This window comes from Streptococcus sp. HPH0090 (assembly GCF_000411475.1).
Lineage (GTDB): Bacteria > Bacillota > Bacilli > Lactobacillales > Streptococcaceae > Streptococcus.
The window spans coordinates 1,026,832-1,047,169 of sequence record NZ_KE150464.1 but is presented as its reverse complement, the minus strand read 5'-3'; the positions used below and the strand labels follow the sequence as shown (position 1 = coordinate 1,047,169).

The following is a 20,338-nucleotide window of genomic DNA, read 5'->3' as shown; positions in this document are numbered from 1 at the left end:
GGACAGGACTGAATCCTTGAGTTTTTTTATAGATTTGGAATTTTGATAAGTGTGTACTTGTGCCCTGATAAGTGGTATAATGATGGGGTTATGAGAAGAAGCATAAAACCTGTTGTAGTCTATCTTTTCTTTCTCCTTGTGATAGGTGGTTTGATTTTTTCTGACCATCAACATCGTAGACAAGAAGAGGCACAAGTAGACAAAGTTGATAGAACTAGTCAAGCCAGTGATGTAGAAAAAAATAAGGTTATTGAAGACAGATTGGCCAAGATGACCTTGGAAGAGAAAGTAGGACAGTTATTCTGGGCTAGAGTTCCCGATAATCATCAGATAGAAGATCTTCAGTCCTATCATTTGTCTGGTTATATCTTATTCGGGAGGGATTTTGAGGGCCAAACCATAGAGAATATGAAGGCTTTGACAAATCGCTACCAGGCCGCTTCCAAAACACCATTGTTAATTGGTTCCGATGAAGAAGGAGGAACAGTAACTCGTATCAGTTCGATTTTAGATACTCCTTTCCAATCTCCTATGACACTTTATCAACAAGGAGGAATGGAGGCAATCCTTTCTGATACTAGGCAGAAGGCCGAGGTGCTAAAATCTGTTGGGATCAATGCTGGGCTCTTTCCAGTTGCGGATCTTGCAACTGATCCATCAGCTTTTATTTATGACCGGACCATCGGACAAGATGCCCAAACAACTGCAAGTTATGTTAAGCAAGTTGTAGAAGAACTTCAAAAGAATAAGGTCGGTTCAACCTTGAAGCATTTTCCGGGATATGGTGATAATGGAGACAGTCATACTGCTATTATCCGAGACAATCGCTCCCTAGATGAATTAAGACAGGCAGATTTTTTACCCTTTCAAGCTGGGATAGATGCAGGGGCGGATAGTGTTTTAGTTTCTCACAATATCCTATCTAAAATTGATACAGTGCCATCATCTATCTCGCCGAAAATCAATGACATTCTTCGCAAGGAACTGAATTTTAAAGGCGTTATAATGACGGATGATTTAGACATGGCAGGGTTAGCCGACTTTGTCAGTCAGGATGAAGCTGCGCTTCAAGTAATTTTAGCAGGCAATGATTTGATTTTAGGGTCTTCCTACCAAACTCAGATTCCTTATCTATTAAAGAAAGTTTCTTCTGGGGATTTGACAGAAGAACGGATTGATGAGTCTGTGAGACGTATTTTAGCTTGGAAATATGACTTAGGATTATTCGAAACATCACAGTAAAAGGAAGCGTCATTTATAAAATCATACAGAAACCTTTGAAGGAAAGCCTTCTATTGGTTGTAAAAAGGTCAAATCCTTGCAGGTTTGATTGATTTGTGCTATACTAATAACAAGAATATAAGAAAGAGAGGCGGGGAGATATCTTCGCCTCTTGCTTATGAGGAGGTGGACGCAATCGCAACGATCGTTGAATTAGTCAGAGAAGTCGTAGAACCTGTCATTGAAGCGCCTTTCGAACTCGTGGATATCGAGTATGGAAAGATTGGCAGTGACATGATTCTTAGTATTTTTGTAGACAAGCCTGAAGGAATCACCTTGAATGATACAGCAGACTTGACTGAAATTATCAGTCCTGTCCTAGATACTATCAAGCCGGATCCCTTCCCAGAACAATATTTCCTAGAAATTACCAGTCCAGGATTGGAGCGTCCTTTGAAAACCAAGGAAGCAGTCGCTGGAGCGGTCGGGAAATACATCCATGTCGGGCTCTACCAAGCCATCGATAAGCAAAAGGTTTTTGAAGGAACCTTATTGTCCTTTGAAGAGGATGAGTTGACAATGGAATATATGGATAAAACGCGCAAGAAGACAGTCCAAATTCCATATAACTTGGTATCAAAAGCACGTTTAGCAGTAAAATTATAGAAAAGAAAGGATAGCTTTTGAAAATTCAAAAGTAAAAAGAACATGAGTAAAGAAATGCTAGAGGCCTTCCGCATTTTGGAAGAAGACAAGGGAATCAAGAAAGAAGATATCATCGACGCAGTAGTAGAATCACTTCGTTCTGCTTATCGTAGACGCTATGGTCAATCAGATAGCGTAGCTATCGACTTCAACGAAAAAACAGGCGACTTTACAGTCTACACTGTCCGCGAAGTTGTTGATGAAGTATTTGATAGCCGTTTGGAAATCAGCTTGAAAGATGCTCTTGCCATTAATTCAGCCTATGAGCTTGGTGACAAAATCAAATTTGAAGAAGCACCAGGAGAGTTTGGTCGTGTAGCGGCTCAGTCTGCGAAACAAACCATCATGGAAAAAATGCGCAAGCAAACACGTGCCATTACCTACAATACATACAAAGAACATGAACAAGAAATCATGTCAGGTACAGTAGAACGCTTTGACAACCGTTTCATCTATGTCAACCTTGGCAGCATCGAAGCTCAATTGTCAAAACAAGACCAAATTCCTGGAGAAGTTTTTGCTTCTCATGATCGTATCGAAGTTTATGTCTACAAAGTTGAAGACAACCCTCGTGGTGTTAACGTCTTTGTTAGCCGTAGCCATCCAGAAATGATCAAACGTTTGATGGAACAAGAAATTCCAGAAGTATACGATGGAACTGTTGAAATCATGAGTGTGGCTCGTGAAGCGGGTGACCGTACCAAGGTTGCAGTTCGTAGTCACAATCCAAATGTGGATGCTATCGGAACAATCGTAGGACGCGGTGGTGCAAACATTAAGAAAATCACTAGCAAATTCCACCCAGCTCGTTACGATGCTAAGAGCGACCGCATGGTACCTGTAGAAGAAAATATCGATGTTATCGAGTGGGTAGCAGATCCAGCTGAATTTATCTACAATGCTATTGCTCCTGCAGAAGTTGACCAAGTTATCTTTGATGAAAACGACAGCAAGCGTGCCTTGGTTGTTGTACCAGATAACAAACTTTCTCTTGCAATCGGTCGTCGTGGACAAAACGTTCGCTTGGCAGCTCACTTGACTGGATACCGTATCGATATCAAGTCTGCAAGTGAATTTGAAGCAATGGAAGAAGCCGGTCAAGTTGATTTCGCTGACGCAGACGAATTGACAGAAGAATAAAAGCTGCAAGAGGAGGGAAAGATGAAAACAAGAAAAATCCCTTTGCGCAAGTCTGTTGTTTCCAACGAAGTGATTGATAAACGTGATTTGCTCCGTATTGTCAAGAACAAAGAAGGCGAAGTCTTTATCGATCCGACAGGCAAGGCTAATGGCCGTGGCGCTTATATCAAGCTAGACAATGCAGAGGCCCTAGAGGCTAAAAAGAAAAAAGTCTTTAACCGTAGCTTTAACATGGAAGTTGAAGAAAGTTTTTATGACGAGTTGATCGCTTATGTTGATCACAAAGTAAAAAGAAGAGAGTTAGGACTTGAATAAGCAAAAAGTAAGTAATCTCTTGGGACTTGCTCAACGAGCAGGTCGGATCATATCAGGTGAGGAATTGGTGGTCAAGGCCATCCAAGACCAGAAAGCTAAGTTAGTCTTTCTAGCCCATGATGCTGGTCCCAATCTGACCAAGAAGATTCAAGATAAAAGTGACTATTATCAAGTAGAAGTTATAACCGTGTTTTCAACACTGGAATTAAGCATAGCAGTTGGGAAATCAAGAAAGGTTTTAGCTGTGACAGATGCTGGATTTACAAAGAAAATGAGGTCTCTTATGGAATAGAAGAGGAGGACATGATTTGTCTAAGAAAAGATTGTACGAAATCGCAAAAGAACTTGGAAAAGAAAGTAAAGAAGTTGTAGCGCGTGCAAAAGAGTTGGGCTTGGAGGTGAAGAGCCACTCGTCAAGCGTTGAAGCTGATGTTGCTGAAAAAATCGTTGCTAGCTTTAAGCCTGCTGCTCCTAAAGCAGAAGCAAAACCTGTAGCGCCAAAAGCAAGTGAAGCGAAGGTGGAAAAGAAATCTGAAACACCAGTAGCTCCTAAGGAAGAAAAAGTAGTAGCTGCTAGACCACAAAGCCGAAACTTCAAGGCAGAGCGTGAAGCTCGTGCAAAAGAGCAAGCAGAGCGACGCAAGCAAAACAAGGGCAACAACCGCGACCAACAACAAAACGGGAACCGTCAAAAAAATGAGAACCGTAATGGTGGAAAAACAGGTCAAGGAAACCGCGACAACCGTCGTTTTAATGATCAAGGGAAGAAACAACAAGGTCAGCAAAACCGTGGCAATGATCGTCGCCAACAAGCGGAAAATCGTCCGAACCAAGCTGGTCCACGTATTGATTTCAAGGCTCGTGCTGCAGCCCTGAAGGCAGAACAAAATGCCGAATACGCACGCTCAAGCGAGGAACGTTTCAAACAGTCACAAGCAGCTAAAGAAGCTTTTGCTCAAGCTAATAAACGCAAAGAACCAGAGGAAATCTTTGAGGAAGCTGCTAAACTAGCTGAACAAACTCAGCAAGTGGTTGAAGTAGCTCCTGTAGTCAAAGAGCCTGTAGTGGATACACGTCGTAAAAAACAAGCCCGACCAGACAAAGATCGTGATGATTACGATCGTGAAGAAGATGGTCCTAGAAAACAACAAAAGAATCGAAGTAGTCAGAATCAAGTGAGAAATCAAAGAAATAGTAACTGGAATAACAATAAGAAAAATAAAAAAGGCAACAAACAAAACAATCGTAATCAGGCTCCAAAACCTATTACAGAACGTAAATTCCATGAATTGCCAACAGAATTTGAGTATACAGATGGTATGACTGTTGCGGAAATCGCAAAACGTATCAAACGTGAACCAGCTGAGATTGTTAAGAAACTATTTATGATGGGCGTTATGGCCACTCAAAACCAATCTTTGGATGGAGAAACAATCGAACTCCTCATGGTTGATTACGGAATTGAAGCTAAACAAAAGGTAGAAGTGGACAATGCGGATATCGAACGTTTCTTCGTAGAAGATGATTATCTGAATGAGGATGAGTTGGTTGAACGTCCACCAGTTGTAACTATCATGGGACACGTTGACCATGGTAAAACAACCCTTTTGGATACTCTACGTAATTCACGTGTTGCGACAGGAGAAGCTGGTGGTATCACTCAGCATATCGGTGCCTATCAGATTGAGGAAAATGGTAAGAAGATTACCTTCCTTGATACACCAGGACACGCGGCCTTTACTTCCATGCGTGCACGTGGTGCTTCTGTTACCGACATTACTATCCTAGTCGTAGCGGCAGATGACGGGGTTATGCCTCAGACTATCGAAGCCATTAACCACTCAAAAGCAGCTAATGTTCCAATTATCGTAGCTATTAACAAGATTGATAAACCAGGTGCAAACCCAGAGCGCGTTATCGGTGAATTGGCTGAACACGGTGTTATGTCAACAGCTTGGGGTGGAGATTCTGAGTTTGTAGAGATCTCAGCTAAATTCAACCAAAATATCGATGAACTCTTGGAAACTGTTCTTCTTGTGGCTGAAATCCAAGAACTTAAAGCAGACCCAACAGTTCGCGCCATCGGTACTGTTATCGAAGCGCGCTTGGATAAAGGAAAAGGTGCGGTTGCAACTCTTCTTGTTCAACAAGGTACCTTGAACGTTCAAGACCCAATCGTTGTCGGAAATACCTTCGGTCGTGTCCGTGCCATGACCAATGACCTTGGACGTCGTGTGAAGGTAGCTGGACCATCAACACCAGTATCTATTACAGGTCTAAACGAAGCGCCAATGGCGGGTGACCACTTTGCTGTATATGAAGATGAAAAATCTGCTCGTGCAGCTGGTGAAGAACGTGCTAAACGTGCTCTTATGAAGCAACGTCAAGCTACTCAACGTGTCAGCCTTGAAAACCTTTTTGACACTCTTAAAGCTGGTGAACTCAAGTCTGTTAATGTCATTATCAAAGCCGACGTACAAGGTTCTGTTGAAGCTCTTGCTGCTTCCCTTCAAAAGATTGATGTGGAAGGTGTAAAAGTTACCATCGTTCACTCAGCAGTTGGTGCGATCAATGAATCTGACGTCACCCTTGCCGAAGCTTCAAATGCCTTTATCATTGGTTTCAACGTACGCCCTACACCACAAGCTCGTCAACAAGCAGAAGCAGACGATGTAGAAATCCGTCTTCACAGCATTATCTACAAGGTTATCGAAGAGATGGAAGAAGCTATGAAAGGGATGCTTGATCCAGAATTCGAAGAAAAAGTTATCGGTGAAGCAATCATCCGTGAAACCTTCAAGGTATCTAAAGTCGGAACAATCGGTGGATTTATGGTTACTAGCGGTAAAGTTACCCGTGACTCTAAAGTCCGTGTTATTCGTGACGGAGTCGTTATTTACGATGGTGAACTTGCAAGCTTGAAACACTATAAAGATGACGTCAAAGAAGTTACAAACGGCCGTGAAGGTGGTCTTATGATAGATGGCTACAATGATATCAAGACTGATGATGTGATTGAGGCCTACATCATGGAAGAAATTAAGAGATAAGATTTTTGCTCCTTTCTTAGGTGGTGAGGGACGCAAGCAAACCGATGGTTTCATTGCTTATTTTTGAGCCTGAGGTCTCAAAAATCCCCTATGATGGTACGGATAAATCAGTTCCATCACTTTCACCACAGCGAAAGAAGCGGATGAGTTCAAACTGAACTTCGTTTCAATTTGAACTGAAAATCAGTAAGTTTAAAAATAGCTAGGTCTGCTGGCCTAGCTTTTGGTTCAATAGAGAGGAAGGAATAGCATGGCAAATCATTTCCGTACGGACCGTGTGGGCATGGAAATCAAACGTGAAGTCAATGAGATTTTACAAAAGAAAGTCCGTGATCCACGTGTCCAAGGAGTGACCATCACAGATGTTCAGATGCTAGGCGACTTGTCTGTAGCGAAGGTCTACTACACTATTTTGAGTAACCTTGCCTCAGATAATCAAAAAGCTCAAATCGGACTTGAAAAAGCAACTGGAACCATCAAACGTGAACTTGGTCGCAATTTGAAATTGTATAAAATTCCAGACTTAACTTTCGTTAAAGACGAATCCATCGAGTATGGAAACAAGATTGACGAGATGCTACGCAATCTGGATAAAAATTAATACTCTTCGAAAATCAAATTCAAACTACGTCAGCGTCGCCTTACCGTACTCAAGTACAGCTTACGGCTAGCTTCCTAGTTTGCTCTTTGATTTTCATTGAGTATAAGAAAGAGGGGGAACCCTCTTTTTTATTTTATACACGAGGACTCTGCTTTACTAAAAGCTTATCAAGAAAAAATGAGTTCAGAAAATTTCTTTTCAAGAATAAATGTGATATGATATAGTTCAAAATTGATAGAAGAAGAGAAAAAAACAAGATGTCTAAACAAGATGTAGCTTTGCAAGTATTGCAACAAGTCGTGAAACTCCCTGTTGTCAAAGTTGATCGGTCAAAATTTTTAGTAGATAAATTTTCCAAATTATTGGATCCAAAGGATATTCCTAGATTATTAGAAGAGGGTCCAACAGCCTTATTGTCTCAAGATGCTTTAGATAAAGTTGCTGATACTTGTATCAAGGATAATGTCTTATTGGCAAGTGGTACTTCTGTAATTGCAGGTATACCAGGTGGTCTAGCTTTGGCAATCACCATCCCAACAGATGTAGCTCAGTTTTATGCTTTTTCCTTAAAACTAGCGCAAGAATTAGGATATATTTATGGCTATGATGATCTTTGGGCTTCTCGAAATGAATTGAGTGAAGAAGCAAAAAATACACTCTTGCTCTATCTCGGAGTTATGCTTGGAGTCAATAGTGCTGGAGCTCTCCTTCGATCTGGTGGAGTTTCAGTTGCTAAACACGTCATGAAGACAGTTCCCCAGAAGGCTTTAGCTAAGACTTTGTGGTATCCCATTTTAGAAAAAGTTTTGAAAATTTTTGGGGTAAATCTGACAAAGGGAGGTTTTGCTAAAGGGTTAGGCAAATGTATCCCGATTCTAGGAGGTATCGTATCAGGTGGTTTAACCTATACAACTATGAAACCGATGGGTAAAAGTTTGCAAAGAGAATTATCCAAACTAGTCAATTACAGCGAAGTTCAATATCAAAGAGATGTGGAAACAATTCGAAAAGAAGCAGAAATTATCGAAGCAGAGTAATGTGAAGAAACTAGCAGGCTTGTACTGCTAGTTTTTTTATCCAAATCCTTGTGGTATAATAAGAAAAGAAAAACCAGCGAGAGAATATGATGGAGGTTGTGATGGATAATATTATTGACGTTTCTATTCCTGTTGCGGAAGTGGTGGACAAGCATCCCGAAGTTTTAGATATTTTAGTTGAGCTTGGTTTCAAACCTCTTGCTAATCCCTTGATGCGCAATACTGTAGGTCGAAAGGTTTCGCTCAAACAAGCTTCTAAGCTCGAAGGAACTCCTATGGACAAGATTGTACGAACCCTTGAAGCAAATGGTTACGAAGTGATTGGATTAGACTAATGACAGATGAACGAATTCATGTCCTTCGGGATATTTTATTAGAATTGCATAATGGAGCCTCTCCTGAATCCGTTCAGGAGCGCTTTGACGCAACCTTTACAGGTGTATCAGCCATTGAGATTTCTCTCATGGAGCATGAGTTGATGAACTCGGACTCAGGTGTAACATTTGAGGATGTCATGGAGCTCTGTGATGTCCATGCTAATCTCTTTAAAAATGCTGTTAAAGGAGTGGAAGTTGAAGATACCGAACATCCAGGTCATCCTGTACGTGTCTTCAAGGATGAAAATCTAGCCCTCCGTGCAGCCTTGATTCGGGTCCGTAGATTGCTAGACACTTATGAGTCTATGGAAGACGAGGAAATGCTGGCGGAGATGCGTAAGGGTTTGGTTCGCCAAATGGGACTTGTAGGCCAGTTCGACCGTCACTATCAGCGTAAGGAAGAACTCTTTTTCCATATCATGGAGCGTTATGGACATGATTCGCCACCAAAAGTCATGTGGGGAGTCGATGATCAAATCAGGGAACTCTATCAAAAAGCTTTATCTTCTGTTAAATCTTTGCCAGAAACAACCATTGCAAATGTAAAAGAAACCTTTGAAATTTTTGCGACAGAATTTGAGAGTATGATTTTCAAGGAAGAGTCTATCCTTCTCATGATTCTGCTCGAATCCTTTACCCAAGATGACTGGATTCAGATTGCCGAGGAAAGTGATGCCTATGGTTATGCTATCATCCGTCCGTCTGAAAAATGGGTCCCCGAACGTCAAAGTTTTGTTGAGGAAAAAAGTGTAGAAGAACCAATTCAGCCAGAAACTGTAGATGGACAAGTTCAGCAAGTGATTGATACGCCAGAAGGTCAGTTTACTATTACCTTTACACCTAAGGAAAAGGAAGCAGTGCTAGACCGTAATAGCCAACAGGCTTTTGGCAACGGTTATCTCTCAGTTGAACAAGCTAATCTTATCCTTAATCACCTGCCTATGGAGATTACCTTTGTTAATAAGGATGATATCTTCCAGTATTATAACGATAATACACCAGCAGATGATATGATTTTCAAGCGGACACCATCCCAAGTCGGGCGAAATGTTGAGCTTTGTCACCCACCCAAGTACCTTGATAAGGTAAAGACCATTATGAAAGGTCTTCGTGAGGGAGAAAAAGACAAGTACGAGATGTGGTTCAAGTCGGAGTCACGGGGCAAGTTTGTTCATATCACTTATGCTGCGGTACACGATGAAGACGGAGAGTTTCAAGGAGTCTTGGAGTATGTTCAGGATATTCAGCCTTACCGTGAGATTGATACAGACTACTATCGAGGAATAGAATAAGGAGAGACAATGAGTTACGAACAAGAATTTATGAAAGAATTTGAAGCTTGGGTCAATACCCAAATCATGATTAACGATATGGCCTTCAAAGAAAGCCAAAAAGTCTATGAAGAAGATCAAGATGAGCGTGCTAAAGATGCCATGATTCGCTACGAAAGTCGCTTGGATGCCTATCAGTTCTTACTTGGTAAGTTTGAAAATTTCAAGGCAGGCAAGGGGTTCCATGAATTGCCAGAAGATTTGTTTGGTGAGAGACATTATTAAAATTTAGGAATTAGAAAAGGGAGTTCAACTCCCTTTTTCATTGTTCCTAGAACCTTTTTGTGTTACAATGTTAGCATGAAAACGAAAAATATTATTAAAACAGGTTTGGCATTAGTAGGTCTTGGAGCACTTGCTTTTGGAGCAAAGAAAGTAGCTGATGAGCACAAGCTCATGAAGACACAAGAAGAGTTGACTGCGATTGTGCGTGACTACTTTTCAGAGATGGGTGAAATTGCGACTCTCTATGTCCAAGTATATGAAAGCAGCCTAGAGCGTCTCGTTGGCGGTGTCATTTTTGAAGATGGCCGTCACTATACCTTTGTCTATGAAGATGAAGATCTCATCTACGAGGAGGAACTCTTATGATTTCTCCTAAGAGTTTGGAAGAACTAGCTAATCTAGTTGAACAGGATGGCAAGAAGGTCTTCCTTTTTGTTGCGGATTGGTGTGGCGATTGCCGTTATATCTATCCCGCCTTGCCAGAGATTGAAGCGGCAAATCCAGAGTTCACTTTTATACGGGTCGACCGTGATGACTACATGGAACTTGCTAAACTTTGGGATGTATACGGGATTCCAAGTCTTGTTGTTTTAGACAAGGACAAGGAAATTGGGCGCTTTGTCAATCGTAACCGTAAAACTAAGGAAGAGATTAATCACTTTTTAGCAGGATTGAAATAGGAGAAAAGAATGATTTTTACATACAATAAAGAATATGTAGGCGATGTCCTTATGGTTATCGTGAAAAACAGTGGTGATGCCAAGCTAGATGCTGAGCGTAAAGGCAATATTGCGCGTGTTTTTCTAAAAGAAACTGGTGAAACTGTCGCTTGGAATATTTTTGAAGTTTCTAGCTTATTTGAGATTGAGAATCGTGGCCAAGTATTTCTAACAGACGACCAAGTGGCTCGTTTGAATCAAGAATTGCAAGCTCAAGGATTTACTGAAGAAATCATCAATGACAAGGAACCAAAATTTGTCGTTGGAGAAATTGTAGAGATGGTTGCGCATCCAGATAGTGACCATTTGAATATCTGCCAAGTTGCTGTTGGAAATGACAAAACAGTACAAATCGTTGCGGGTGCTCCTAATGCGCGTGTGGGCTTGAAAACCATTGTAGCTCTTCCAGGAGCGATGATGCCAAAAGGCAATCTCATTTTTCCAGGGGAACTTCGTGGTGAAAAGAGTTTTGGGATGATGTGTAGTCCTCGTGAACTTGCCTTACCAAGTGCTCCCCAAAAACGTGGTGTTATTGAATTGTCAGAAGACCAAGTTGTTGGAACTCCATTCGATCCGGCTAAACACTGGACAGCTTAATTGGTAACTAGTATATATTAAACTAGATAGGAGAAAGTAAGATGGCAAAAAATGTAGTGATTACAGGTGCAACATCAGGTATTGGTGAAGCAATTGCGCGTGCCTATCTAGAAAAAGGTGAAAATATTGTTCTCACAGGACGTCGAATAGAAAGACTTGAAGCTCTAAAAGCAGAGTTTGCAGAAGCCTTTCCGAATCAAAATGTTTGGACCTTTCCGCTAGATGTAACCGATATGACAATGGTTAAAACGGTTTGTTCAGATATTCTTGAAGCAGTAGGTTCGATTGATGTTTTAGTTAATAACGCTGGACTTGCTTTAGGCTTAGCTCCATATCAGGACTATGATGAGTTGGATATGTTGACCATGCTAGATACCAATGTCAAGGGATTGATGGCGGTTACGCGGTGTTTCTTGCCTTCCATGGTAGCTGCCAATCAAGGTCATATCATTAACATGGGTTCAACCGCAGGTATTTATGCCTATGCGGGTGCAGCAGTCTATTCAGCAACCAAGGCTGCAGTTAAAACCTTTTCAGATGGGCTTCGGATTGATACCATTGCCACAGATATCAAGGTGACCACTATTCAACCTGGAATTGTAGAGACGGATTTTTCTAAGGTACGTTTTCATGGAGATGAAGCACGGGCTGCGACGGTCTATCAGGGAATCGAAGCCTTGCAAGCACAAGACATCGCTGATGCAGTAGTTTATGTGACCAGTCAACCACGTCGTATACAAATCACAGATATGACCATCATGGCCAATCAACAAGCTACTGGATTTACGATTCACAGAGATTAATATTATTATTAAAAAAGTTACAAATGTTGTAACTTTTTTTGATTTCCTTCGAATAGATAAGTAGGAGGATGAAAAATGTATAATAAAGTGATTATGATTGGACGCTTGACGTCTACACCCGAATTGCACAAAACCAACAATGATAAGTCTGTAGCTCGTGCGACGATTGCTATTAACCGTCGTTTTAAGGATCAAAATGGGGAACGTGAAGCGGACTTCATCAATATTGTTGTCTGGGGGAAATTGGCTGAAACCTTGGCTAGCTATGCGACTAAAGGCAGTCTCATTTCTGTCGATGGGGAGCTCCGTACTCGTAAGTTTGAGAAGAATGGTCAGACCAACTATGTGACCGAAGTTCTAGCTACAGGATTTCAACTTTTGGAAAGTCGCGCCCAACGTGCTATGCGTGAAAATAATGCTGGTCAAGACTTAGCAGATTTAGTTTTGGAAGAGGAGGAACTTCCCTTCTAGTAATAATAAAGAAAGCTGGTTCGTCAATAGACCAGCTTTTTTAGTTTATTATAGTCAAATGATTCGGGAATTACTTCTTAGAAATAAAATAGTTAAATGCATTTGTACAATAAAATCAAGCACTTTTTTTGAAAAAATAGTAAAATAAAGTAAAGTATATTCAAAATTTTCAGAAAAAGGAACGAAGCTTGAAGGGAAACAAAGAGAGAAAAGAACAGTTGAAATGGTTGATAAAACGGATATTACTGCTGATTCCAGTGGCCTGTCTTCTCTTCTGGGTCTATACAGTTTGTCAAACGACTAGTATGAATGAAAAGACTAAGATTGGTGTCACCTATATGACCATGAATAATGAGTTCTATAAAAGTATTCATTCGGAAATTAGTCGAATTGCTGACGAGAGGGGAGCTCTGGTTTATGTCCGAGATCCAGAATTGGACGAAGAAAGACAGTGCCAACAAATCGATGATTTTTGCGCTCAAAAAGTCAATGTGATTGTGATTAATCCGGTCAAGGGGGATAGTCAACTAATTTTAAGGGCTCTTGAAAAAGCTAGAAAACAAGGGATTAAGATTATTGCAGTAGATACTCAGTTGAAGAATTTTAAGCCTGATGCTAGTATTGTATCCGATAACTACCAAGCAGGAGTATTGATTGCTAAAGAGCTCATGAAACGCTCTTCTAGTGCTCGGATACTCCTCTTGGAGCATAAAGGAACAATTTCAGCAGATACACGGATTCAGGGATTTAAGGATACTATCGAAGGACACGAATCTTATCAGATTGTCTCGGAACTAGAAACTAAGGGACAGACAGAAATTGCGATGCCAACTGTACGCAACTTCTTGCAACTAGAATTTGAGATCGATACCTTGGTTGCCTTAAATGACCGTTCAGCTATAGGAGCTTTAGCTGCTATTAAGGAGAAAGGAATTAGCTACCCCATTGCGATTTATGGAATTGATGGTTCACCAGATATGAAATCTTTATTGCATTCAACAGATGATGTTGTGGGAACAGTTGCTCAGTCTCCTTTGCAGATGGGAGATCGCGTGATGGAAGTCATCCAGGATATTGTTGATGGGAAGAGCTACTCTGAAGAGGTAACCATTCCAGTTCAAATGATGACAAAGGAAAACATCGATCGATTCGATGTGAATGGGTGGCAGTGATGAGAAAATTTAGAGGTGTGCGATACAGTTTGACCCTCCTGATGATCGTGAATTTTATTGCAGTCATGCTCAATAGTATTATCTATCTTCAAGCAACCAACTATATCATCGTCCAACGACAAGCTTCTTTGTTAGTAGAACGCTTAGATCGCGTTCCTTTTGCGCCTTCTCTGACCTTTTGGTTGTCTGCGCTCTTATTTGCTGGGATTGCCTTGATATCGATGGCTCGTTATCGTCCTCAAACGAGCCGATGGTCTATCTTTGATAAACGAAATATTCTAGAGATTCTCCTGATGTTGCTCTTGATGTGGGTTCAAAATATAGCTTATAATGGGATTATTCTCTTGGTTTTTGCGGATATTTTCTATGGTTCTAAAGAGTTGAATACTAAACGAGACCGCAAGTATTGGTTTGCGTTTATACTAGTGAGTTTCCTGATGCTTCTTGTGACCAACTCAGACGTCTTTTCACTTTTCTTTCCGATTCCGTCCTTGGATACGTATATTCAGTTTTATCCGTCCTCCCTCCGAATTTTGGCCTTTTTTCTGAAGAATTCTCTCTATGCCTCAAATTTGGTGTTCTTCATTATTTCGCTTTTGTTTTATATTATGAATGTCCTTGCGGAGAACCACGAAGTGGAAGAGGAATTGGCCATGGTATCCAAAGTTAATACGGAGTTGAACAACTATATGGCCTTATCTGAGAAAATTGCAGAGGATCGGGAGCGTAAGCGGATTGCTCGTGAGATTCACGATACCTTGGGGCATGCGTTAACAGGAATCTCAGCTGGTTTAGATGCAGTTGGAGTCTTGATTGATATAGATCCTAATCGGGCAAAAGAACAGGTAAAAAATGTGTCGGAAGTCGTCCGCGAAGGGATTCAAGATGTGAGAGGCTCTCTCAATCGCCTTCGGCCAGGAGCTCTTGAGGGACGAACTCTCAAAGATGCTTTAGAAAAGATGATTCATGAGTATCAGAATCTTTCAAATTTACAGGTTGATTTAATCTATGAATGGGTTGATGTCGATATGGACGTCATGATTGAAGATACGATTTTTCGTGTGATTCAAGAGTCTATGACCAATGCGGTTCGTCACGGCCATGCTAGTCTAATGGAGCTTCATTTTTTTGAGGATGAAGCAGATTACATAATAGAGTTGCAGGACAATGGAGTTGGGTTTGAAACCTTGACCTATGGATATGGGCTCAAGCAGATGATGGAGCGTATTTCTATCCTAGGAGGACAACTTCAATTTGAAAGTCGCGATGGATTTTTCACACGAGTCAGTTTGCCGAAATAAAAAGAAGGGAGATAAGAGATGGTGATAAAAGTAATGGTGGCAGATGACCAGTCTTTGATTCGAGAATCTCTGAAAATTATTTTGTCAGCTCACTCCGATATCGAAGTGGTAGCAACAGTAGAAGATGGGAATCATGTCTTGTCGAGCATTCCACAAACTCATCCTGATCTAATTTTGATGGATATTCGGATGCCAGGTATGGATGGAGTTTTGGCTACAAAAGAAGTAAAAGAGCATTATCCGGATATCAAAATTATTATTTTAACGACCTTTGATGATGATGAATTTATCTATAGTGCGCTCAAATATGGTGCTTCAGGATATCTCTTAAAAGGGACCTCGACAGACGAGCTCTATGAAGCTATTAAGGTGGTATATCAGGGTGGAGCTATGATTAACCCTAATATCGCTAGCAAAGTCTTTCAAATTTTCTCACAGATGGCTAAATCCAACTTTTCTATTACTGTGGATGAAGATAATGTCAAAGATTTAAGCACTACGGAATGGCGAATTATTCAAGAAATTGGTTATGGCGAGTCTAACAAAGAAATTGCGGCTAAACTTTTCTTGTCAGAAGGAACCGTGCGCAATTACTTATCAACGATTTTGGCAAAATTAAACCTACGGGATCGAACGCAATTAGCAATTTGGTCAGTCCAAACAGGAGTGACCAGACGCGATTTTTCAAAAGGGAATACGGAATGAAATTAAAGCGAAAGCATCTTTATTTTGGGATTGGGCTCCTTATTATGCTCTGTGTAAGTGCGGGGGTTTATGGGTGGAAACAGCAACCAACCGTGCTTCATATAGGAGTTTATGCAGGTTCTAGTTGGGATGTACCAACCAGTCAACGTTCGCATGCTTTGGATCGAGCAATTGAAAAATTTGAAAAATCCCATCCCAATGTCCGTGTGGAGTATGAAAATGGAATTCCACAGTCTGAATATTCAAACTGGCTCTCAGAAAAAATTGTTTCAGGAAAGACACCGGATGTCTTTATGGTCTCTGAACAAGATATTTCTTTATTGGCAGCGCGTGGCGTTTTAGAAAATTTGAATGGTTATATGAGTCAAAAAGATCAGGCTACTTTTTATACCGCTGCATTTGAATCCTGTGTCTATCAGGAACAACCCTATGCATTACCTTACGAAAGCAATCCTATTTTAATGTGTGTCAATAAAGATTTGCTGGATAAGGAAGGTATTGAGGTTCCCAAAGAAGGTTGGAGTCTTGAAGAATTTTATGAGATTTGTAAGGAACTAACCAAAGATACCAATGGAGATGGGCAATTGGACCAATTTGGGAGTACAGAATACACCTGGAAAGAAGCTTTGGCAGCAAATGGAGGCAGTCTCTTTCAAGGAGGGATGCTCAAGCTCACAGCTCCAGAAGTCAAAGAATCTTTGACTTTTCTGCAAAAATTGGAAGAGTTAAATAAAAATTATAAGGTTAGTTTCAAAGATTTTGACCAGGGGAAAGTAGCGTTTTACCCCATGACCTTGGCTCAATATAGGACTTATAAACCTTATCCCTATCATGTTTCCAAATATTCAAACTTCACCTGGACCTGTATTCCTATGCCTGCTAAGTCAAAAACCACCAAGGCGACCTTGGTTACGACGACTTCTTTTGCCATGTCTGCTCGGACTCCTCATTCAAAGTTGGCTTGGGAGTTGATGCAAGTGTTGACAGAGGATCCAGAAATCCAACAAACTCTTTTTGCTGAATCTCAAGGGATTTCTGTCATGCCTGATGTAGTCAAGAGTCGTTCTAGTAAAGATCTTCTGCAAGTGGATGATTTTGGGGTAGATTCCTTAACCAATCAGACCTTGAACCGGATTATGGAACAAGCTGTTGAAAGTAGTCCCAAGAATGTCTCAAAAGAGGTGTTAGAAAAGCTAGACTACTTGATTGGCAATGCCTTGCGCAATCAAGATGTTGAGAACCGCCTGCCGCAAATTCAAAGGGAGATTGAAAGTAGTCTTCAGGTAGGATTTTAAAGAAAAAAGATGACATCGTGTCAAGTGACAGATGTCATTTTTTTATTGCTAAATGTCATGTTTATAATGTGACATTTGACAATGTAAAAACGCTTTCAAATAATCTACAATAGAGTCAAATAAAGGAGGCGTAGCAAAATGAAATACCTCATTTTAGTCAGTCATGGAGGATTGGCAGAAGGCCTAAAAACATCACTAGCTATGTTTGCTGGTGATAAGATGAGCCAGGTCATCGCAGTTGGACTCAAAGAAGGAAAATCGGTCGATGATTTTGCAGTTGATTTTAGAGAAAGCATTTCAGAATTGACAGCAGATGATTCTGTGCTGGTCTTGGCAGATATTGTAGGTGGTAGTCCATTAACCACGGCAGCCACTGTCCTAGAAGAAGCTGGAAAGCTAGATGGAGCTTTGATCCTTGGTGGGATGAACCTCACCATGGCCTTGACAGCAGTTGTGATGAAGGATGTGTTGGATGGAGAGGATTTGTCAGCCACCATCTTATCAGAAGCACAATCTGCACTACAGCCTTTTGAAGTTTCAGCCACTAGTGCTGAAGAAGATGATGACGATATTTAATAGGGAGGTACCTTATGGTAGTAACATTTGTACGGATTGATGACCGCATGATTCACGGTCAAACAGTCACACGCTGGGCAAAGGAAAAACCATGTGATGGTTTGATTGCCGTAAACGATGCAGCAGCATCAAACAAGGTTTTAATTCAAGCATACAAGGGTGCGTCAGACAAGAAAACCTTTGTATGGACAAAGGAAGCCTTTAAAGAAAAATCAGCAAAAGTAACGGAATCTGACAGTCGGTACTTCTTGATTACCAAAAACCCAATTGATATGAAGGAAATTTTGGTGGATCAAGGTTTTGTCCCAGGAGATGTTAAAGAAATCATTGTTGGCCCTGCAAATGATCGACCTGGTGCAGTGAAATTGGGTAATAACCAATCCATCACACAGGAAGAAGCAGAAGCCTTCCAAGCCATTCAAGCAGCAGGATATAAGGTGAAATTCCAGTTGTTGCCTGATGTTTCGATCGGTTATTGGGATGATTTCAAATCAAAATTTGGTTTTTAAAACTAACAGTTCAACTGTTAAATAAATTTACAAACAAAAAGGAGCGTTTGTTATGACAATTTCATGGATTCAAGCAATCTTGCTTGCTGTTTTCGCCAGCTTGTCTTCAATGCCTGGTATGGGAGGTTCCAGTATCGGGAACTATACACTCGGTCGTCCCTTGATCGGTGGGTTGATTTCAGGTTTAATTCTTGGAGATGTGACAACCGGTATTATGGTCGGGGTTGCCCTTCAAGTCGTTTATATCGCCTTGGTAACACCTGGTGGAACCGTATCTGCCGATGTTCGTGCCATCTCTTATATCGGTGTTCCTCTTGCTATCTTGTTTGTGCATGCAAATCACATCACAGATGAAGCTGGAATTGCAGCAGCTGCAGCCCCAATCGGTGCGGCCGTTGGAACAATCGGTACAGTTCTTTTCTACGGAACAGCTACCATGAACTTGCTTTGGCAACACATTGGTTGGAAAGCCGTTGAAGAAGGAAACTTCAAAAAACTCTACGCAGTTGACTGGGTTTACCCATGGATCTCTCACTTCCTCTTCTCTTTCCTTCCAACTATGATTATCACTAAATATGGTGAAAACATGGTTGATTTGATGAAACTTTACCTTCCTATGGATGGTTTCTGGATGAAAGCTCTCTTTACAGTCGGAGCTCTTCTCCCATGTGTCGGTATTGCTATCTTGTTGAAACAAATTGTTACAAAAGCAACTGACTTCATTCCATTCTTTGTTGGATTTACCTTGGCTAAATCTCTCGGCTTGAACTTAGTAGCTAGTGCGGTTGTTTCATTGATCTTTGCAGTAATCTACTATGAACTTGAAGTAATCAAATCTATGAAAGCTGTTCCAGCTGGGGCTGTTTACGTAGACGATGATGAGGAGGATATTTAAAATGGCTGATAGAAAGAAAATTTCAAAGAAAACATTAGCAAAAGCATTTCATCATTGGTATTATGGTCATTTGACTTGTTTCTCTCAAGAACACATGCAAACCTTTGGGTACTTGACTTCTATGCTTCCAATCGTAGAAGAAATGTATGATACAAAAGAAGAACAAAAAGATGCTATGCAAACCTATACTGCCTTCTTCAATACTGAACCACAACTTGGATCTCTTGTTGTAGGGATTACAGCTGGTTTGGAAGAAGCACGTGCAAATGGAGATGCAGTAGATGGTGAAACCATCAATGGGATGCGTGCCGGTTTAATGGGACCAATCGCTGGTATTGGTGACTCTTTGATCGTTGGTACCTTGATTCCAGTTCTTTTGGGGATTGCACTTGGTCTTTCAAAAGGTGGTAACGTCGCTGGTGCTATCTTCTACATCGTCGTGTGGAATTTCCTAGTCTACTTTGGTATGCGCTTTGCCTTCTTTAAAGGGTATCAATTAGGGGATAAAGCCGTTGAATTTCTTGTAGGACCAAAAGGACAAGCTCTTCGTAAAGCGATCAGCGTTGTTGGTGGTATGGTTATTGGTGCCGTAGCAGCGACTTGGGTCTCTGTTACAACAGCACTCGAATTCAAAAATGCTAACGGAGAAGCCTTCCTTAAAATTCAAGAAAAGATTGATGGTGTTTATCCAGGTCTCTTGACAGCAACCTTCATCACTATTTGCTGGTGGTTGATGTCTAAGAAAAAAGTATCACCAAACAAAGTCATGTTAATTCTAGTTGTTGTTGCCTTAATTGGTGTTGCTCTAGGTATCTTTGACCCACATCTTAATTACTAAGGTCAAGAGACCCCAATATTTACTAGTAAAAATTTTGAGAATGAAGTAGACTAATCTCCTTCTCTTACACTTCATTCTCAATTTTTATCAGGAGGATTTTCATGGTTACAAAACAAGAACTTGTTAATGGATATGAAATAGAAATTAAGTATCAACGCCACATGCTTGAAAATTTGGGTCGTTGGTTCAGTTTGCTCTTTATCACTGCTAGTATTGGTGTGGTATTGATTTATCTTTTTCATAAAACTTTCCTCCCACTCTTAATTTTCGGAATTTTACTTGCCTTGATTGGAATATTAGGAATGGTGGTTTTTGGATATGGTATCTATCGCGGGCGGATCAATCTCCAAAAGGTTATCGATGATTTCAATCAAAAATTGACGATTCTCAATTAATATTAAAGGAACATCTCTTTCACTTTAGAGGTGTTTTTTTCTTGACTATTTCTGACTAAG

Annotated in this window: 25 protein-coding genes; all 25 read left to right on the top strand. The window is 40.7% G+C overall.

Annotated elements, in window-relative coordinates:
* The first annotated feature begins 90 nt into the window (after positions 1 to 90).
* The 25 genes from HMPREF1481_RS07050 to HMPREF1481_RS06930 all read left to right on the top strand — a co-directional run bounded on the left by HMPREF1481_RS07050 (position 91) and on the right by HMPREF1481_RS06930 (position 20,278).
* Positions 91 to 1,242, top strand: a complete 1,152-nt coding sequence (locus HMPREF1481_RS07050; protein ID WP_033587492.1) for a glycoside hydrolase family 3 protein — start codon at positions 91 to 93, stop codon at positions 1,240 to 1,242.
* 165 nt (positions 1,243 to 1,407) lie between these two features.
* The gene (gene rimP, locus HMPREF1481_RS07045; protein ID WP_004251813.1) at positions 1,408 to 1,887 is read left to right on the top strand and encodes a ribosome maturation factor RimP; all 480 of its coding nucleotides are present in this window, start codon (positions 1,408 to 1,410) and stop codon (positions 1,885 to 1,887) included.
* A gap of 42 nt (positions 1,888 to 1,929) precedes the next feature.
* Complete coding sequence (gene nusA, locus HMPREF1481_RS07040; RefSeq protein WP_025173291.1) at positions 1,930 to 3,066, top strand: transcription termination factor NusA; 1,137 nt, start codon at positions 1,930 to 1,932, stop codon at positions 3,064 to 3,066.
* A 21-nt stretch (positions 3,067 to 3,087) separates the two neighbouring features.
* The gene (gene rnpM / locus HMPREF1481_RS07035) at positions 3,088 to 3,381 is read left to right on the top strand and encodes an RNase P modulator RnpM (protein WP_006144965.1); all 294 of its coding nucleotides are present in this window, start codon (positions 3,088 to 3,090) and stop codon (positions 3,379 to 3,381) included.
* Positions 3,374 to 3,673 (top strand): YlxQ-related RNA-binding protein, encoded by a 300-nt coding sequence (locus HMPREF1481_RS07030; protein WP_016466786.1) that lies wholly within the window; start codon positions 3,374 to 3,376, stop codon positions 3,671 to 3,673. The genes rnpM and HMPREF1481_RS07030 overlap by 8 nt, the downstream gene beginning before the upstream one ends.
* A 16-nt stretch (positions 3,674 to 3,689) precedes the next feature.
* Positions 3,690 to 6,431: a translation initiation factor IF-2 gene (gene infB, locus HMPREF1481_RS07025; RefSeq protein ID WP_016466785.1), complete on the top strand. Its 2,742-nt coding sequence runs from the start codon at positions 3,690 to 3,692 to the stop codon at positions 6,429 to 6,431.
* 250 nt (positions 6,432 to 6,681) lie between these two features.
* Positions 6,682 to 7,032, top strand: a complete 351-nt coding sequence (gene rbfA / locus HMPREF1481_RS07020; protein ID WP_001273601.1) for a 30S ribosome-binding factor RbfA — start codon at positions 6,682 to 6,684, stop codon at positions 7,030 to 7,032.
* Positions 7,033 to 7,289: 257 nt separating this feature from the next.
* Positions 7,290 to 8,069, top strand: coding sequence for a hypothetical protein (locus tag HMPREF1481_RS07015; protein WP_016466784.1), 780 nt, complete (start codon positions 7,290 to 7,292; stop codon positions 8,067 to 8,069).
* 101 nt (positions 8,070 to 8,170) lie between these two features.
* A complete protein-coding gene (locus tag HMPREF1481_RS07010; protein WP_016466783.1) occupies positions 8,171 to 8,404 on the top strand; it encodes a DUF1858 domain-containing protein in 234 nt (77 codons plus the stop codon).
* Positions 8,404 to 9,738: a DUF438 domain-containing protein gene (locus HMPREF1481_RS07005; RefSeq protein ID WP_016466782.1), complete on the top strand. Its 1,335-nt coding sequence runs from the start codon at positions 8,404 to 8,406 to the stop codon at positions 9,736 to 9,738. Before HMPREF1481_RS07010 ends, HMPREF1481_RS07005 begins: the two co-directional genes overlap by 1 nt.
* A 9-nt stretch (positions 9,739 to 9,747) precedes the next feature.
* Positions 9,748 to 10,002, top strand: a complete 255-nt coding sequence (locus tag HMPREF1481_RS07000; protein WP_016466781.1) for a DUF1912 family protein — start codon at positions 9,748 to 9,750, stop codon at positions 10,000 to 10,002.
* A 75-nt stretch (positions 10,003 to 10,077) separates the two neighbouring features.
* Positions 10,078 to 10,368, top strand: coding sequence for a DUF4651 domain-containing protein (locus HMPREF1481_RS06995; RefSeq protein WP_016466780.1), 291 nt, complete (start codon positions 10,078 to 10,080; stop codon positions 10,366 to 10,368).
* Positions 10,365 to 10,682 (top strand): thioredoxin family protein, encoded by a 318-nt coding sequence (locus HMPREF1481_RS06990; protein WP_016466779.1) that lies wholly within the window; start codon positions 10,365 to 10,367, stop codon positions 10,680 to 10,682. Before HMPREF1481_RS06995 ends, HMPREF1481_RS06990 begins: the two co-directional genes overlap by 4 nt.
* Positions 10,683 to 10,691: 9 nt before the next feature.
* Positions 10,692 to 11,318 (top strand): YtpR family tRNA-binding protein, encoded by a 627-nt coding sequence (gene ytpR, locus HMPREF1481_RS06985; protein WP_016466778.1) that lies wholly within the window; start codon positions 10,692 to 10,694, stop codon positions 11,316 to 11,318.
* Between the two features lie 41 nt (positions 11,319 to 11,359).
* Positions 11,360 to 12,121, top strand: coding sequence for an SDR family NAD(P)-dependent oxidoreductase (locus tag HMPREF1481_RS06980; RefSeq protein ID WP_016466777.1), 762 nt, complete (start codon positions 11,360 to 11,362; stop codon positions 12,119 to 12,121).
* Positions 12,122 to 12,196: 75 nt separating this feature from the next.
* Complete coding sequence (locus HMPREF1481_RS06975) at positions 12,197 to 12,592, top strand: single-stranded DNA-binding protein (RefSeq protein WP_006144984.1); 396 nt, start codon at positions 12,197 to 12,199, stop codon at positions 12,590 to 12,592.
* Between the two features lie 188 nt (positions 12,593 to 12,780).
* Positions 12,781 to 13,764, top strand: a complete 984-nt coding sequence (locus HMPREF1481_RS06970) for a substrate-binding domain-containing protein (RefSeq protein ID WP_016466776.1) — start codon at positions 12,781 to 12,783, stop codon at positions 13,762 to 13,764.
* The gene (locus HMPREF1481_RS06965; protein ID WP_016466775.1) at positions 13,764 to 15,065 is read left to right on the top strand and encodes a sensor histidine kinase; all 1,302 of its coding nucleotides are present in this window, start codon (positions 13,764 to 13,766) and stop codon (positions 15,063 to 15,065) included. Before HMPREF1481_RS06970 ends, HMPREF1481_RS06965 begins: the two co-directional genes overlap by 1 nt.
* Positions 15,066 to 15,086: 21 nt before the next feature.
* Positions 15,087 to 15,770 (top strand): response regulator transcription factor, encoded by a 684-nt coding sequence (locus HMPREF1481_RS06960; protein ID WP_025173290.1) that lies wholly within the window; start codon positions 15,087 to 15,089, stop codon positions 15,768 to 15,770.
* Entirely contained in the window at positions 15,767 to 17,065 is a 1,299-nt protein-coding gene (locus HMPREF1481_RS06955; RefSeq protein ID WP_016466773.1) for an ABC transporter substrate-binding protein, read from the top strand. The genes HMPREF1481_RS06960 and HMPREF1481_RS06955 overlap by 4 nt, the downstream gene beginning before the upstream one ends.
* 138 nt (positions 17,066 to 17,203) lie before the next feature.
* Positions 17,204 to 17,641: a PTS sugar transporter subunit IIA gene (locus HMPREF1481_RS06950; RefSeq protein WP_016466772.1), complete on the top strand. Its 438-nt coding sequence runs from the start codon at positions 17,204 to 17,206 to the stop codon at positions 17,639 to 17,641.
* 14 nt (positions 17,642 to 17,655) lie between these two features.
* The gene (locus tag HMPREF1481_RS06945) at positions 17,656 to 18,150 is read left to right on the top strand and encodes a PTS system mannose/fructose/N-acetylgalactosamine-transporter subunit IIB (RefSeq protein ID WP_000261775.1); all 495 of its coding nucleotides are present in this window, start codon (positions 17,656 to 17,658) and stop codon (positions 18,148 to 18,150) included.
* A 52-nt stretch (positions 18,151 to 18,202) separates the two neighbouring features.
* Entirely contained in the window at positions 18,203 to 19,045 is an 843-nt protein-coding gene (locus HMPREF1481_RS06940) for a PTS mannose/fructose/sorbose/N-acetylgalactosamine transporter subunit IIC (RefSeq protein WP_000156207.1), read from the top strand.
* Positions 19,029 to 19,883: a PTS system mannose/fructose/sorbose family transporter subunit IID gene (locus HMPREF1481_RS06935; RefSeq protein WP_029689583.1), complete on the top strand. Its 855-nt coding sequence runs from the start codon at positions 19,029 to 19,031 to the stop codon at positions 19,881 to 19,883. The genes HMPREF1481_RS06940 and HMPREF1481_RS06935 overlap by 17 nt, the downstream gene beginning before the upstream one ends.
* Positions 19,884 to 19,984: 101 nt before the next feature.
* Positions 19,985 to 20,278, top strand: coding sequence for a hypothetical protein (locus HMPREF1481_RS06930; protein WP_016466771.1), 294 nt, complete (start codon positions 19,985 to 19,987; stop codon positions 20,276 to 20,278).
* Positions 20,279 to 20,338: the final 60 nt, after the last annotated feature.

Bases quoted from the DNA above. Each gene is read 5' to 3' on its own strand.
- HMPREF1481_RS07050 (WP_033587492.1), top strand. From the start codon at position 91: ATGAGAAGAAGCATAAAACCTGTTGTAGTCTATCTTTTCTTTCTCCTT.
- nusA (WP_025173291.1), top strand. From the start codon at position 1,930: ATGAGTAAAGAAATGCTAGAGGCCTTCCGCATTTTGGAAGAAGACAAG.
- rnpM (WP_006144965.1), top strand. From the start codon at position 3,088: ATGAAAACAAGAAAAATCCCTTTGCGCAAGTCTGTTGTTTCCAACGAA.
- rbfA (WP_001273601.1), top strand. From the start codon at position 6,682: ATGGCAAATCATTTCCGTACGGACCGTGTGGGCATGGAAATCAAACGT.
- HMPREF1481_RS07015 (WP_016466784.1), top strand. From the start codon at position 7,290: ATGTCTAAACAAGATGTAGCTTTGCAAGTATTGCAACAAGTCGTGAAA.
- HMPREF1481_RS07010 (WP_016466783.1), top strand. From the start codon at position 8,171: ATGGATAATATTATTGACGTTTCTATTCCTGTTGCGGAAGTGGTGGAC.
- HMPREF1481_RS07005 (WP_016466782.1), top strand. From the start codon at position 8,404: ATGACAGATGAACGAATTCATGTCCTTCGGGATATTTTATTAGAATTG.
- HMPREF1481_RS07000 (WP_016466781.1), top strand. From the start codon at position 9,748: ATGAGTTACGAACAAGAATTTATGAAAGAATTTGAAGCTTGGGTCAAT.
- HMPREF1481_RS06995 (WP_016466780.1), top strand. From the start codon at position 10,078: ATGAAAACGAAAAATATTATTAAAACAGGTTTGGCATTAGTAGGTCTT.
- HMPREF1481_RS06990 (WP_016466779.1), top strand. From the start codon at position 10,365: ATGATTTCTCCTAAGAGTTTGGAAGAACTAGCTAATCTAGTTGAACAG.
- ytpR (WP_016466778.1), top strand. From the start codon at position 10,692: ATGATTTTTACATACAATAAAGAATATGTAGGCGATGTCCTTATGGTT.
- HMPREF1481_RS06980 (WP_016466777.1), top strand. From the start codon at position 11,360: ATGGCAAAAAATGTAGTGATTACAGGTGCAACATCAGGTATTGGTGAA.
- HMPREF1481_RS06975 (WP_006144984.1), top strand. From the start codon at position 12,197: ATGTATAATAAAGTGATTATGATTGGACGCTTGACGTCTACACCCGAA.
- HMPREF1481_RS06965 (WP_016466775.1), top strand. From the start codon at position 13,764: ATGAGAAAATTTAGAGGTGTGCGATACAGTTTGACCCTCCTGATGATC.
- HMPREF1481_RS06955 (WP_016466773.1), top strand. From the start codon at position 15,767: ATGAAATTAAAGCGAAAGCATCTTTATTTTGGGATTGGGCTCCTTATT.
- HMPREF1481_RS06950 (WP_016466772.1), top strand. From the start codon at position 17,204: ATGAAATACCTCATTTTAGTCAGTCATGGAGGATTGGCAGAAGGCCTA.
- HMPREF1481_RS06945 (WP_000261775.1), top strand. From the start codon at position 17,656: ATGGTAGTAACATTTGTACGGATTGATGACCGCATGATTCACGGTCAA.
- HMPREF1481_RS06940 (WP_000156207.1), top strand. From the start codon at position 18,203: ATGACAATTTCATGGATTCAAGCAATCTTGCTTGCTGTTTTCGCCAGC.
- HMPREF1481_RS06935 (WP_029689583.1), top strand. From the start codon at position 19,029: ATGAGGAGGATATTTAAAATGGCTGATAGAAAGAAAATTTCAAAGAAA.
- HMPREF1481_RS06930 (WP_016466771.1), top strand. From the start codon at position 19,985: ATGGTTACAAAACAAGAACTTGTTAATGGATATGAAATAGAAATTAAG.